Consider the following 13,958-nt stretch of genomic DNA (forward strand, 5'->3'; position numbering starts at 1 on the left):
GACAGCATCAAGGTTTTACGCTGGGCCTTGATCGAAGGCCACCATTCCATCGATGGCCGCGGCGGATTATCAGGGCGAAGTCAATGGGACGCGGATGCTGTGGGATTATAGCCCACCCATGCACAGGTACTTCATTTCGAGATAATCCTCGAGGCCGTGGCGCGACCCCTCACGACCGATCCCTGATTGCTTCATTCCGCCAAAGGGTGCGGCCTCGGATGACATGCGTCCCGTATTGATGCCGACCATTCCGTATTCGAGGGCTTCAGCCACGCGCCACACGCGCTTTAGATTGGAAGCGTAGAAGTAGGCTGCAAGACCGTAAATCGTGTCATTCGCCTCGCGCACCACCTGGTCGGGATCGTTGAAGCGGATTATGGGAGCCAGCGGTCCGAAGGTTTCTTCCTGAGCGACCCGCATTGTCCTTTCGACGTCGGTGATCACCGTGGGCTCGAAGAAGGTTCCCGATTCGCCGATACGGTTGCCACCGCAACGGATCTTCCCACCCTGCCGCACAGCATCGCGAATATGATCTTCAATCTTTGCAAGCGCGCACTTATCGATCAGGGGACCGATCGCAACTTCTGGCTCGAAACCGTCACCGACGCGCAATGCACTGACGCGCTTGGTGAATTTGTCGCAGAATTCATTATACACGCTGGACTGTACGTAAAGCCGATTGGCTGAAACGCAGGTCTGGCCTGCATTCCGAAACTTTGCCTGTAGCGCACCATCGACGGCAGCGTCGACGTCTGCATCATCAAAAACAATGAAAGGAGCGTTACCACCAAGTTCGAAGCTGGTTCTTTTGATCTGATCCGAACACTCCCTCATGAGCAGCCGCCCGACCTCGGTCGACCCAGTGAAGCTGATCTTGCGGACCTTCGGGTTCGAGCAAAGTTCACGCCCAACCGCATCGCCTTCCGATGCGTAGATCAAGTTTAGAACGCCATCGGGAAAACCTGCCATCCGGGCAAGCGTGAACATAGCACCCGCGACAAGCGGTGTTTGCTCCGCGGGTTTCAGAACAATCGCGCAGCCGGCAGCAAGCGCAGGCGAAATCTTGCGAGCCACCATCGAGGCGGGAAAATTCCAAGGAGTAATGGCGCCGACAACACCGATCGGCTGTTTGATTACCAGCATACGCCTGTCGTTAGAAGGCGGCGAAATCGTCTCGCCATAGATGCGATTGGCCTCCTCGGCATACCATTGGAGGTAGGCTGCGGCATGGGCGATTTCAGACTTCGCCTCTGCAAGCGGCTTACCCATTTCAGCCGTCAAAATGGCTGCAAGATCCTCGCTGTGGTCGAGGATCAGTTGGTGCCATTCCCATAAGATGTCGGAGCGCTCGCGCGCGGTGAGCGCCGCCCAATGTTCCTGCGCAGCTTCAGCCTTATCGATTGCCTTGGAAACGTCCCGGACATCCATATCTGGAAGCTCAGCCAACAGCTCGCCCGTTGAGGGATTGAACACCGAAAAACGCCTCGTGGATTGCTCCGCCTTCCGACCAGGCACACCGGCCAGATCGTCAAATAGCTCGGGATTTTTGAGACGTCTCGTCAGCGACTGTGTCACGGTCAAACCGTCGTCCCCCTTCATGGTTAAGTTACTAGCTTCGCAACGTACTAATAAGCACAACTTGTGCCAGATGATCGGACGAAATCGTTCCGGCCCTCCGTCATTGCAAGCGCAGCTTCCCGACTGATTAGCCCATAGCAATGACAGCCTCAATCACGAGTCGCGCTAAGGCTTTCGCTCCATAACAGGCAAGCGCGGATAGAGCTCGTGAAGAGCTGGCATAGGCGGAGTCGATCATCGAAATCGCCGACGTTGGCAACAGCACTGCGGTATCATTCTTTGAGCGGCTTCCACGGCCGCTCATATCAGGCATATCGAAAACCGACCGCCATGGTCGAACGTGCCATCGATGTAGTGGCTTAAGCGCTGCTAAGTCTTGATAGTCGCGCACAAAGCCATGTTTGTTCAGTTCGCCACCCGAAAGCTCCACTGCGACGATGTAGTGTGGCCGTGTAGGCGCGCGCACGACAATATCACGCGAGCCCAAACCTTTTCCGACCGGCTCCGTCCCAAAAAAAAGGGGGCGGCGTCGGTGCCGCCCTCTCGGTATCCGAAAGCTGATAGAGGCTAGATTAGAAATCCATGCCGCCCATGCCGCCGCCGCCCATGCCGCCGGGCATGCCGCCGCCGCCAGCCGACTCCTTCTTCGGAGCCTCCGCGATCATGGCTTCGGTGGTGACCAGCAGGCCGGCGACCGAGGCCGCGTCCTGGAGAGCCGTGCGCACGACCTTGACCGGATCGACGATGCCCATGGCGATCATGTCGCCATATTCGCCGGTCTGGGCGTTGAAACCGAAGGTCGCGCCCTTGTTCTCAAGGATCTTGCCGGCAACGATCGAGGCTTCCGCACCGGCGTTGGCCGCGATCTGGCGGGCCGGAGCCTGCAGCGCACGACGCACGATGCTGATGCCAGCGGTCTGGTCGGAGTTTGCGCCGACAGCGTTGATGCTCAGCGAAGCGCGCAGCAGGGCAACGCCGCCGCCGGGAACGATGCCTTCTTCGACGGCTGCGCGTGTCGCGTTCAGCGCATCGTCAACGCGGTCCTTCTTTTCCTTGACTTCGACTTCCGTCGCACCGCCGACGCGGATCACCGCAACGCCGCCCGCGAGCTTGGCGAGACGCTCCTGCAGCTTCTCCTTGTCGTAGTCCGAGGTGGTCTCCTCGATCTGCTGCTTGATCTGGGCGACGCGGCCCTGGATCTCTTCCTTCTTGCCGGCACCGTCTACGATGGTGGTGTTCTCCTTGGAGATCGACACCTTCTTGGCGCGGCCGAGCATGTCAAGGCCGACGTTCTCGAGCTTGATGCCGAGGTCTTCCGAGATGACCTGGCCACCGGTGAGGATGGCGATGTCTTCCAGCATGGCCTTGCGGCGATCACCGAAGCCCGGCGCCTTGACGGCGGCGATCTTCAGGCCGCCGCGCAGCTTGTTGACGACCAGCGTGGCCAGGGCCTCGCCTTCGACGTCTTCCGAGATGATGAGCAGCGGCTTCGAGGTCTGCACGACGGCTTCGAGAACCGGCAGCATCGCCTGCAGGTTCGAGAGCTTCTTCTCGTGCAGCAGGATGTAGGCGTCCTCGAGATCGGCAACCATCTTGTCGGCGTTGGTGACGAAGTAGGGCGAGAGATAGCCGCGGTCGAACTGCATGCCTTCGACGACTTCGAGTTCGGTCTCGGCGGTCTTGGCTTCCTCAACCGTGATGACGCCTTCGTTGCCGACCTTCTGCATCGCTTCCGCGATCATCTTGCCGACCGACTCGTCGCCATTGCCGGCGATTGTGCCGACCTGGGCAACCTCTTCCGAGGTCTTGATCTTCGTGGCGTTCTTGATCAGCGTCGAGACGACGTCGCTAACCGCGAGGTCGATGCCGCGCTTCAGGTCCATCGGGTTCATGCCGGCGGCAACCGCCTTGTGGCCTTCCTGGACGATCGACTGCGCCAGAACGGTTGCGGTCGTGGTGCCGTCACCGGCGATGTCGTTGGTCTTCGAAGCAACTTCGCGGACCATCTGTGCGCCCATGTTTTCGAACTTGTCTTCAAGCTCGATTTCCTTGGCGACGGTGACGCCGTCCTTGGTGATGCGCGGGGCGCCGAACGACTTGTCGATAACGACGTTGCGGCCCTTGGGGCCGAGCGTCACCTTCACCGCGTCGGCGAGGATGTTGACACCGCGCAGCATGCGCTCGCGGGCGTCACGGGAGAATTTTACGTCTTTGGCAGCCATTTTGTACTCCTGGGCATTTCGCCCGAAATTCAGATTGTATGGTACGGATGAAAGGCAGCGGCGTGTTAGCCGATGATGCCCATGATGTCGGCTTCCTTCATGATCAGAAGGTCTTCGCCATTGAGCTTGACTTCGGTGCCCGACCACTTGCCGAACAGGATGCGGTCGCCGGCCTTGACGTCCAGCGGAACGAGCTTGCCGGCTTCGTCGCGGGCGCCGGAACCGACGGCGATGATCTCGCCTTCCTGCGGCTTTTCCTTTGCCGTGTCGGGTATGATGATCCCGCCGGCGGTCTTGGATTCGGATTCGACTCGGCGAACGACCACGCGGTCATGAAGCGGCCGCAAATTCGACTGTGCCATTTTTACTATCCCTGGTGCGCAGGTTGAAAGGTTCTCCGTTGCCGGAGGGTGGTTAGCACTCGCTATTGGGGAGTGCTAAGATGATCGTGAGATAGGCTGTAGGTTCGTACTTAGTCAAGACGGGCGGGGGGACGGACCGGAGGGCAAAAGATGTGGAATCGGCGCGGAAGCCGGACCCCCATTTACGGCGCAATCCCACTGCCTACGCGCGTTTCGGCCGTAAGCTTTGGGCCGACTTTTGTGTCTTATTTGGAATGTGAAATTATGTGAAATTAACGGCCGAGCAGTCGGCCGGAATCGACGGCCAGCCGAACAGTCTTGAGCCTTTTGCAATTCATCCCTAACCTCGGGTTGCATCGCCAAAAGGAGCGCTCATCGCTTCGGAGAACGTGCGGAACTTCCGGTCCTTGAGGTTGCGTAGTCGCGGCGCGAAGCGTTTGCCGATCAGGGCAAACAGCCCGAAGACGTGATCGCTCGCGCCGCCCGTATCGGTGAAGTGTTCCTGGATGTCGAGGATCGTGTCCTGGTCGAACAGCCCATCGAGCACATAGGCTGCCTCGCTTTCGGTCGGGCTGATCGGCAGGATGCTGAAGTAGCCGTACTGATCTGACAGATGGCTATAGAACTTCGAGCCCGGCTCGCTGCCATAGTGCAGATTGACGTCGCCGCGCTTCGCCGCTCGGTCGCTCGCGCGAAAGAACTGCCCATCGGATGACGCGGTCGTTCCATTGCCCCAAAATCGAGAATGTGGATGCCGGGTGTGCGCATCGGTGATGCATGCTTGCGCCGCGCGATAGGTCTCCGACCGGGCATGGAAGGTTCTCATCCAGCCGATCTGGTGAGCGCTAGTAGCGCGCGGTGGACACGGCAGCGCAGCCTGATGCTGGGTCGACTGGTATGCTTGATCGCTTGTGGCGACACCGTAACCGACGCTCACCTTTCCAATTCGGAGATCATGGTTAGAGCTGCCGATTGGCTGCCACCGCTGACGGCTGGTGAGCGGTCTTAAGCGAGCAGGGTCATTTACGTATGGGGCTTCGAGTGATGCCACACACGGTGCCTGCAAAAAGGGCAAATCCGACTGCTGAAAACCGCCGCAGTGCAAGGCTTGACGGCCTTCTTTCCTATACCCGTCCACGCGACCCAAGCTTTTCCCACAACGAATCAATCGTGGACCGAGGAAGGTGCAGCCGAAAAACATCGGACAAGACTCGCTGCAGTTCGCTCTTCGTTTTGAGGGTTTCTGTTTCCTCAATTTGGTTCCGAATCAAGCTGAAATCCTTGTTGAACAAGTTCGCAGGCCCTTCGGCTGTCAGCACGCTCATCATGAGGCTGGATGGAAACGGCGAACGGTCCCAGCGAGCGCAGATGAAGTTGGCGCCCTCAAAATCTGAGGGCAAGGCGGTGGCTCGATCGAAACCATAAAGAGGGAACCATTCATTCCCGTTCTTGCGTTCAACGACGAGTTCTCCGCTGGCGGAGTCAGCTCGCAGGCGAAACACGTCACGGCCAGCTGTTTGCAGTTCCTCTGTATCGATCCGTAGCGGTGCAATCGGTGCTGGACCACCGAAGCCAGCGTCGGCGAGCCAGTCGACGCCCTCGATGGTTAAGATGAATGCCTGGTGTGTGCGTGGCCCACCCTCCGCAGCACCCATACGCACTCTGCAAAGGATGGGCTGGATCGTGAAACCGAGTGCTTCGAGCGCCAAGCCAAACAACTTGTTCAATTCGAAGCAATACCCCCCTCGCCGGGCATTGATCAGTTTGGCCCAGATCGAATTCTCAGTCAGATTGGGTATATCACCCAACAGCACATCGATGTTTTCAAAGGGAATCGCGCGCATTTGAGCCTGCTGAAGGGCAACAAGACCGTCGACCGTTGTCGGCACTCGAGCAAGGCCGATACGATTCAGATAGATCGCAATATTGAATGCCATGGGATGTCCTTAACACTTAGGATTCGTATTCGTTGAACGCCTGCCGAAAGCGCGATGACGTCCCAGGGTTCACGGAGCAGAGTAAGGTGGCCATCTCCCCCTATAGAAGTGAACATGCCGACCATTCCTCGTGTTCGCACTGAACCAAAGCGGCGGTTCGAGCGCTGCAAATACCCCTCGTGATCCGGAAACGCGGGCATTGCTCGTACAGGGCACTGAACATCACGGTGCTGCAAAAACGGGTACACAAAGGACTTCCGATCCACAGCGGATTGCAACAGTCGACCTTCTCAGGCCTCCGCTCATGGTGACTCGCTGTGGCTCACTACGATTGGTCGAGATAAGCGTCGAACGCGGCAGCAACAGAGCGAAGCAAAATGCGATGGCCATGCCGCACGCGGATGAAGCCATTCTCGACGTCCACTATCCCGTCGTCGGCCAGCATCGCCAAGCGCTCAGCTGAATCGAGAAAATGGGTCCAATCAAATCCGTGGGCGGCACAGATTGCCGGTACGTCGGCCTCGAGATCACACATCAGTCGCTCGATGATTGCGCCTCGGACGCGGTCTTCGCCGATGAGACGGTAGCCCTTCGACGTTGCCAAGCGACCAGCTGCGATATGCTGACTATAGGCCTCCAGCGCGCCTGCGTTCTCGACGTAACCCTCTCCAACACGCCCGATAGCCGACGCACCAAAGGCGATCAGGGTTTTGCAGGTGTCGGCAGAGTAACCTTGGGAGTTGCGCCGCAGGCGACCGGTTTTCTGAGCCAATGCGAGCTCGTCGTCCGGCAAGGCGAAGTGGTCGACCCCAATCTCTCGGTAGCCGGCAGCAACCAGCGTCTCGGCGACGGCCGCAGCTTGTTCGGCGCGGGCAGCGCTGTCCGGTAGTCCTGCCTTTTCGATGAGGCGCTGATGTTTATTAGAAGACGGCGTGTGAGCGTATCCGAACACGGCAATCCGCTGCGGGCGCATCGCCACCGCCACCGTGGCGGTCTGGACGCAGGACTGCATCGTCTGATTGGGAAGACCGTAGATGAGATCGATGTTAATGCGGTTTATTCCCTGCTGGCGCAGGTTTTCGACGGCAGTCGCCGTCTGCTCTACACTCTGGATACGATTGATCGCTTTTTGAACACTGGGGTCGAAACTTTGCACGCCGAGGCTCGCGCGGTTCACCCCGGCTGCACTTAAGGCTTCGGCCATCTCCGCGGTGAACGTGCGCGGATCGATCTCGACGGCGATGGCGGTCTTTTGCCTGAACGCGAAGCGGCGGCGTAGAAGCTCCGTCAAGGCGAGGAATTCCGTTGGCTCAAGGAGCGTGGGCGTTCCGCCGCCAAAGTGCACGTCGCTCACGGGCAGCGCCTGCGGCGTTAGCTCTGAGACCAAATGGATCTCGCCGCGCAGCGCCGCCACGTAATTTTGGTTCGGCGGGTCCCGCTGGGTGATGGTAGTAGGGCAGCCGCAATACCAGCACATCGACCGGCAGAACGGAATATGGATATAGAGCGATACGGGATCGTTAGCCGATAGGCCGCCGAGCCATTCCCCATAGGCCTCCGCGCCGATCGCTGCGGAGAACTGCGGTGCAGTTGGATAATTGAAATACCAAGGCAGGCACGCCTCGCTATGTTTTGTCTGTAGCATAGCCGTTTCTCATCTTGATGTTAGCTCCATACCTGCCGCGCTCTCCTATGTCTCTGATCTTCAACTGTCGCGGCGCAACTTGTATTTCCGTCGTGCCAATTAGCCTGTGTACAATAGTCTCCATGGAAGCGCGCACGGGTGCGCTTTATTGGGGCGCTGTTGGCGAAGGGCGGATTTGGTCGGCGCATCTGGTGCAGGTGTTCGATTCCACCCGTAGTGCGCGCCACGTCTCCGCCCTCGCCGCCGGCTTCATCTCGCTTCAATCCACACGGTCCTAAGGCTTGCGCACTATTGTCCATGAGTTTTTGAGACATGTGGGTGTATTCGAGGGCGTAACGGCGGGCGTATCCCTGCAGGTTGCCCTCGGCCTTGGACAGTGCATCGACATCGAGGATGGTGCGCCATTGCGGCTTGCCTGACCTGTAGGATTCCCAGTTCGCACGCCGCCACAAGGCTTGCACGTGCGTCCCGTCCTGCTAGAGTTGTCGATCATGTCGCCTTGCGCAAGGCCGGGCGAAGCAATACGATCGGTGGCCTGTAGGATCTTCAGAATGTCGGCTTGGTATTCTCTGTAGCGCGGATCTTTCGACAGCTTATTGACGGTCGATAGGTTATGCGCCCTGACCCAGGTCATCGCCTCGACGTCGTCGACCTCGTTCAGATAGGCGCGGGGGTCGGTGGCATCGTTAGGAGCCTCGTTGGGGTTGGAACCGATCGCCTTGGCGATGGTGGTCATCTGGGGCTGGGCGGAAGCCGTCATGGCGGTCGCCGTAGCTAAGGCCGTCGCCGTCATTAAGCTGTTCATAGATGTACTGCTGATGGTTAGCTCTTTCGAAAGCCTCGAAAAACGTAGCCGAAGCGATGGAAATGAACCGCTTCGCCTCTTCTAGGCAAGAGCTGTGCCAGTAAGACACGCTTGAATTCAATGGATTATTCTGGGGCGGTGGGCGGCCGTCTAGGATAAGTCGCACCGTAATTGTCGCAAGCGCGACACGCTTGTCGCTTGGGAGCATGCTGCCCAAGCGACAGAGGCGAACGCCACCAGCTTGTTTTGAGACGTGATTCGCCTCAGGTAGCCGTTGCTCATGCCCGCGATGAAAGCACCGGTGCCGAAGCCGCCAATAAAATGCCGTAGACGATCCGTCCGCTCTTCAATTGATTCCGGACGACGAGAGGGAGCAGCGCCAGTATGGAAATGCTGGCCAAGCCGAAAATCAGAGATGTGAGGTTGGTACGGAGCTTGCTGGTACATCAGCCGATCGCTTGTGAGAGCGAGATGGCTGGATAGCTCGGACACTGAGCAGAGGCGGGAATTAGCTATGGCGCGAGCTGACGTAGAGCGATTCATCAACGAGTTGGGAAAAAAAGGCAGTCCGCTTGAAAACCTCAAACGGCGTGCTGGAGGGCTTGCATCGATTGTAGAATTTGCAAAGGACCTCGACTACAACATCACACTCGACGAGGTTAAAGGTTTTATCCGATCGAACAGCCGAGAAAAACCAAATAGCAAGAAGCTTCGCGCGACTGCGGGCCGCAAGGGTGGTTCGAGTGTTTCGACCTTGACCAGCCTTGTACACACCAATGCGTTGGCTAATTGCGCTCCGTGTACGTCCATGAGCCCTGTTAAAGTCGATGGAAAAACTGCAGCGGTCGCGGTCGTTGTCGTTGTTGTGATAGTTGTAGCTGTCGCGAGCTAGCTCTGATCGCATTGGCTCGAAGGAGCCGGTCTGAAGAGAACATGATCGCAAAGCTTGTCAACGAGATAATGCCATCAGGCGGACAAGGGACCGCTGCAAGGGCTCATCTCTACCCTCGGAGCGAACGCTGGCGGCAGATTTTTGATCGGCGCACGCCTAAGGAACGGCGCAGTTTGTCACATATCAAGCGCTTCATGGAGCGGCTGGCCGGTGATGGGAAATTCCGTACGGCGCTTTCCGAGAACCTCGACAACCCTCGGATAGTGACCGCGCGATACGGCATCGAAGTTGACCCAATGGAGATGCTGCCGCTCTGGTGCGGTGACTACCTGAAGTATCGCTTCAAGCCGGAGTCTGCCCCGTGGCCGCTGGCTATGATGTGGGATGAGTATACGCGGGAGATGTTGCGCCATCGCGACCTCCTGCGCGGCCAAGGCGAAATGTCGACTATCAATCCTCGCTTTCATGCCTGGCGCGAGCGCCAAATCCGGCGCTGTAACGACGAAATGGGCGAATTGGCGCCGTCAATCGCGCACTCTGTCATCGCTTTCGAGCTGAGCGAAGGCTGCACCGTCGGTTGCTGGTTCTGTGGCCTCTCGGCGGGTACCTTCAAAGGTTACTATGAATACACTGAGGAGCATGCAGAGGTTTGGCGCGGCGTGCTCCGTGCGGCGAGCGAAATGTTTGGTTCGGCAGTCCGCACTGGCTTCTGTTACTGGGCCACAGACCCGATCGACAACCCGGAGTACGACCGTTTTCTGTTCGACTACCATCAGATCACGGGCGAATTGCCACAAACGACGACGGCGGCCCCGCTCAAGGATCAGGCACTCACCAACCGCGTGCTCGAACTGTTCGAACGCTACGGTCGCGTGACCAATCGTTTCTCAGTGCTAAGCACGGACCATCTTAATCAGATACACGCGGCGTTTTCGCCCGAGGACCTGATGGGGGTCGAACTCATCTTGCAGGGCAAGGACGGGCCGACCGCAAAGGCTTTCACCGGGCGCGCACGAGCGCGGAAGGAGAAACTCAGGGCAGCCGGCAAAGACGCCGCAATCGCCGTGCCGGAGGGCTGTCCCACGACAATCGCCTGTGTTTCTGGCTTTCTCGTGAACATGCGGCAGGGACGTTTACAACTGGTGACGCCGGTACCGGGTAGCGAACGCTGGCCTCTTGGGTGCCGAATCGTGGCTCAACGTTTCTTCAGCACGCCCGACGAGTTCCTGGAAGGTCTCGATAGCATCATCGACGAGAATATGCTCGAAAGCCCCCCTCCCAACCGGCCAATTCGCTTCCGCGGAGACCTGCAATACGAGGCAGGGGACCACTGCTTCCATCTCCGCTCACGCAACAGTGAGCATCGAGTGCTCGACGGGGTGGTTCCGATTCCCATTGGCCATCTAATCGCGAGCGGGAACTGTACAGCCTCGGAGCTGATTATGCGGGCCACGGACGGAGCGAGCGTCCTTGCAGTCGCCGACTTGCTCGATCAGCTATACGCGGCTGGGGTGATCGAAGAGGACCTCGACGACATTTCGCTTGGCAAAACGGGATGACGGGCGCGGGCCGCGGGCTTTTTTGTCCGCAACGCCACTGCCCTGCGTCCCGCTCGGGTGAAGCGGGCTATCGCGGCCGGCCTCGACGAAATCGAGGTGCTCGCCGAAGGCTTCGCCAATGACAATGGCGCCAAGCTTACCGGACCGCTCTATGCCGACGGTTGGCATTGAAGTCATTGGCGAGCCAGGCCGGCGTGGCGTTCCCCTCACGGATCATCTGGTCCCACCTCCAGGTCATCGAACGCGATGTTGCCCGCTCGGCTCTCGCGGATGAAGGCGTGAAGCGGCTGATGACCATTCCCGGCGGGGCTGCGAAGCCCCTGAGCCACGCGACCGAAAGCGGCGCAACAGGGAACCGCGTCGAATCGGAAAGCGGCGAGAGTGTGTCCACCATCGGCGAAATAACGACTGCCACGGAACTGACCTCGCTCGGAGTCGATTCGCTGGGTCTGGCGGATCTCCTCTGGGATGTGGAGCAGGCCTACGACATCAAGATCGACATGACGCGGCTGACGCCTGGTCGAATCTCAAGAATGTCGGCGACATGGTGGAAGCCGTCCGCGGTTTGCTCGCGAAGGAGGTCTGATTGGACAGGCGAGTCGTCATTACTGGGATAGGGGGGCTTTGCGGCTAGGCAACAACGCCGCCTCTATCTGGAAAGAGATGCGCGAAGGTCGCTCCGCCATCCGCCCGATGGTCACTTCCGCGCTTCATGAGATGAAGGGGACTGTCGGTACCGAGATCAAGGAGCTGCCCCAGCACGACATCGGCCGCAACCAGCTCGTCTCCATGGACCGCCACAGCTTGCTCGCTGTGCTTGCAGCGCGTGAAGCCATGCAGCACGCCGGACTTTCCTGCGATAAGGGAAATCCGTATCGCTTCGGCGCGACAGTGGGCGTCTGCGGCTGGGGCTGGGGAACGGTCGAAGAAACCTACCGTGACCTCCTTTTGGGCGGCGCGAAGCGTGCTGGCATTTACACTGCACCAAGGGGGTTGCCGAGCGCCGCTGCCAGCCAGGTCAGCATGAGTCTCGGCCTGCGCGGCCCGGTCTTTGCCATCGCCTCCGCATGCGCATCAGCCAACCATGCGATCGCTTCGGCCGCGGATCAGATCAAGCTCGGCCGGGCCGACGTGATGCTTGCCGGAGGCGCCGAAGCGCCGCTCGTATGCCTTCAGATGAAGGCATGGGAAGCAATGCGCGCGCTCGCTCCAGATACGTGCCGGCCCTTCTCCGCCGACAGGAAGGGAGTGGTGATAGGCGAGGGTGCGGGCATGGCCGTGCTGGAAAGCTATGAGCATGCCGCCGTGCGCGGTGCCACAATCCTTGCCGAGATCGCAGGCATCGGCCTTTCCGGCGACGCCTTCCACATCGTCGCGCCGTCTGTCGAGGGGCCGGAGGCCGCGATCCGCGCTTGCCTTGCCGACGCCGGGCTGAATGCGGAGGACGTGGACTACCTAAACGCCCACGGCACCGGCACCAAGGCCAACGATCAGACTGAGACGGCGGCGATCAAGCGCGTCTTCGGAGACTATGCCTATTCGATGTCTGTCTCGTCCACCAAGTCCATGTACGCGCATTGCCTGGGCGCAGCGAGCGCACTTGAAATGATCGCCTCCGTGATGGCGATCCAGGAGGGCATTGTGGCCGCCGACCGCGAACTATCGCGAGCCAGACCCCGATTGCGATCTCGACGTCACGCCCAATGTGGCGCGCGAGCGCAAGGTGCGCGTGGCACTGAGCAACGCTTTCGCCATGGGCGGCATGAACGCAGTTCTGGCGTTCAAGCAAGTAGAAGGCATGCGAGATGCCTCCAGTAACTCTATCTCTCGTTTCCAAATGCTTGCCGGATCACGATTGTGAAGGACGTGCCCTTGGACCGCCTCGGTGAATGCGCCAAGTGGCAGCGGAAGCTGGACAAGCCGGGGCCCCATCTTTTGCAAAATTCTCAACTGTTGAAGCGACGTCGACGTACCGCTACCCGGAAGGTTAAGCGAGCCCTTCGAGTTCGGCTCGATGGCCTGTCCAAAGCTGTATCCGATAATATCTGAAAGGCGCATGGCCGCCAGTGACCGCTTCCGTGGAAGACCGGCCGCAACGCGCTCGTCACCGGAGCAAGTGGTGGAATCGGCGAGGCCGTGGCGCGGACGCTGCACGCGCAGGGCGCAACCGTCGGCCTGCACGGCACGCGTGTCGAAAAGCTCGAGATGTTGGCTGCCGAGCTTGGCGGGCGGACAAGACTGTTTCCGGCGATTGCCGGGTGATCGCGCTGAGGCACCAGAGCGGCAGATTTTTTGCAGAGGTAATCTCGGACTGAATACGCGTTCCCATTCACATTAGCTGTGGATAACAAGGCTGAATTAACATGCAAATCTGCGCATCTAAATCGATTTGAGCACTCACGGACGTTGCGGACCAGAATCGCCGTCACCCTGAAATCGACAAGGCATCGGCTATCCCAAAATCGGGGCTTGACGTTACGTAAGGTCCTATGTTTTCCGATGTGCGGGAACGACTTCCAGTCTCAGCCCAAGGGCGACGAAAATGAGGGGCAGCAATGGTGGCTGGCGAACCTAATGACGTGCGCGTCAAGCGTTGTGGTGGGGGATGGGTTGTTCATATTGTCGAGGACGGCAAACTGACAGTTCTTCGGTTCAAGACACAGTTTCCCGCCGAAAATTACGCCGATGGCCAACGAGCCAGGCTCGGTCTTGCTGCCAAGCCACCGATCGACGAACCTGATATGTAACCGGATCAGGCGTCGGATGGCTGGTGAGCCTTGGCGCCGGTGGGAAACACTTGCCGAAGGCCCACCTCAATGCTGCTTGCGGCCGTTCGGCTAGCCATATTCGCGATGATGGTTGGCACCGCTGCCGATGCGGAAGACGGTAGCCTGCTTGATCGACACGGCGGCAAAGATCATGAAAAGCCAGGTCGTCAAGGACCCGGCCGCGGCGCTT

At 59.1% G+C, this 13,958-nt stretch carries 10 protein-coding genes and 6 pseudogenes; 7 read left to right on the forward strand and 9 right to left on the reverse strand.

Features of this window, described 5'->3' with window-relative positions; all coding sequences use genetic code 11:
- Positions 1 to 105 precede the first annotated feature (105 nt).
- The 7 genes and pseudogenes from Amn_RS05115 to Amn_RS05150 form a co-directional block, all read right to left on the reverse strand.
- Positions 106 to 1,599: an NAD-dependent succinate-semialdehyde dehydrogenase gene (locus Amn_RS05115; RefSeq protein ID WP_010913527.1), complete on the reverse strand. Its 1,494-nt coding sequence runs from the start codon at positions 1,597 to 1,599 to the stop codon at positions 106 to 108.
- Between the two features lie 551 nt (positions 1,600 to 2,150).
- Entirely contained in the window at positions 2,151 to 3,800 is a 1,650-nt protein-coding gene (groL, locus tag Amn_RS05125) for a chaperonin GroEL (protein ID WP_286295021.1), read from the reverse strand.
- Positions 3,801 to 3,865: 65 nt separating this feature from the next.
- Positions 3,866 to 4,162 carry a co-chaperone GroES gene (groES, locus tag Amn_RS05130; RefSeq protein WP_010913529.1) on the reverse strand — a complete coding sequence of 99 codons (297 nt, stop codon included), beginning with the start codon at positions 4,160 to 4,162 and terminating at the stop codon, positions 3,866 to 3,868.
- A 364-nt stretch (positions 4,163 to 4,526) separates the two neighbouring features.
- A pseudogene (locus Amn_RS05135) lies at positions 4,527 to 5,018 on the reverse strand (Tn3 family transposase); the annotation flags it as partial.
- 268 nt (positions 5,019 to 5,286) lie between these two features.
- Positions 5,287 to 6,099 (reverse strand): arylamine N-acetyltransferase family protein, encoded by an 813-nt coding sequence (locus Amn_RS05140; RefSeq protein WP_010913531.1) that lies wholly within the window; start codon positions 6,097 to 6,099, stop codon positions 5,287 to 5,289.
- A gap of 325 nt (positions 6,100 to 6,424) precedes the next feature.
- Positions 6,425 to 7,744, reverse strand: a complete 1,320-nt coding sequence (gene hemN, locus Amn_RS05145) for an oxygen-independent coproporphyrinogen III oxidase (RefSeq protein WP_010913532.1) — start codon at positions 7,742 to 7,744, stop codon at positions 6,425 to 6,427.
- A 274-nt stretch (positions 7,745 to 8,018) separates the two neighbouring features.
- Positions 8,019 to 8,537, reverse strand: coding sequence for a beta-propeller domain-containing protein (locus Amn_RS05150; protein ID WP_353622415.1), 519 nt, complete (start codon positions 8,535 to 8,537; stop codon positions 8,019 to 8,021).
- On the opposite strand from Amn_RS05150, the gene Amn_RS05155 reads away from it, so the two are divergent.
- Positions 8,449 to 8,634, forward strand: coding sequence for a hypothetical protein (locus Amn_RS05155; RefSeq protein WP_202362419.1), 186 nt, complete (start codon positions 8,449 to 8,451; stop codon positions 8,632 to 8,634). The genes Amn_RS05150 and Amn_RS05155 overlap by 89 nt on opposite strands.
- A 119-nt stretch (positions 8,635 to 8,753) precedes the next feature.
- Here the strand turns inward: Amn_RS05155 and Amn_RS05160 are convergent.
- Positions 8,754 to 8,959 (reverse strand): annotated as a pseudogene (locus Amn_RS05160) (MFS transporter); the annotation flags it as partial.
- A gap of 104 nt (positions 8,960 to 9,063) precedes the next feature.
- On the opposite strand from Amn_RS05160, the gene Amn_RS05165 reads away from it, so the two are divergent.
- From Amn_RS05165 to Amn_RS05180, 4 genes and pseudogenes are all read left to right on the forward strand, one after another.
- Positions 9,064 to 9,441, forward strand: coding sequence for a hypothetical protein (locus tag Amn_RS05165; protein WP_199201475.1), 378 nt, complete (start codon positions 9,064 to 9,066; stop codon positions 9,439 to 9,441).
- Between the two features lie 41 nt (positions 9,442 to 9,482).
- Positions 9,483 to 11,000 carry a radical SAM family RiPP maturation amino acid epimerase gene (locus Amn_RS05170; protein WP_286295032.1) on the forward strand — a complete coding sequence of 506 codons (1,518 nt, stop codon included), beginning with the start codon at positions 9,483 to 9,485 and terminating at the stop codon, positions 10,998 to 11,000.
- Between the two features lie 290 nt (positions 11,001 to 11,290).
- A pseudogene (locus Amn_RS05175) lies at positions 11,291 to 11,586 on the forward strand (acyl carrier protein).
- Positions 11,587 to 12,792 (forward strand): annotated as a pseudogene (locus tag Amn_RS05180) (beta-ketoacyl-[acyl-carrier-protein] synthase family protein); the annotation flags it as partial.
- Here Amn_RS05180 and Amn_RS32715 read toward each other — a convergent pair.
- Positions 12,792 to 12,923: pseudogene (locus Amn_RS32715) on the reverse strand (LysR family transcriptional regulator); the annotation flags it as partial. The pseudogenes Amn_RS05180 and Amn_RS32715 sit on opposite strands and share 1 nt — an antisense overlap.
- 162 nt (positions 12,924 to 13,085) lie before the next feature.
- Here Amn_RS32715 and Amn_RS05185 point away from each other — a divergent pair.
- Positions 13,086 to 13,250, forward strand: a pseudogene (locus tag Amn_RS05185) (SDR family NAD(P)-dependent oxidoreductase); the annotation flags it as partial.
- A 305-nt stretch (positions 13,251 to 13,555) separates the two neighbouring features.
- Complete coding sequence (locus tag Amn_RS05190; RefSeq protein WP_010913541.1) at positions 13,556 to 13,747, forward strand: hypothetical protein; 192 nt, start codon at positions 13,556 to 13,558, stop codon at positions 13,745 to 13,747.
- Positions 13,748 to 13,958 lie beyond the last annotated feature (211 nt).

The sequence above is a fragment of the Aminobacter sp. Y103A genome (genome assembly GCF_030294925.1).
In the GTDB taxonomy this organism is placed as follows: domain Bacteria; phylum Pseudomonadota; class Alphaproteobacteria; order Rhizobiales; family Rhizobiaceae; genus Aminobacter; species Aminobacter ciceronei.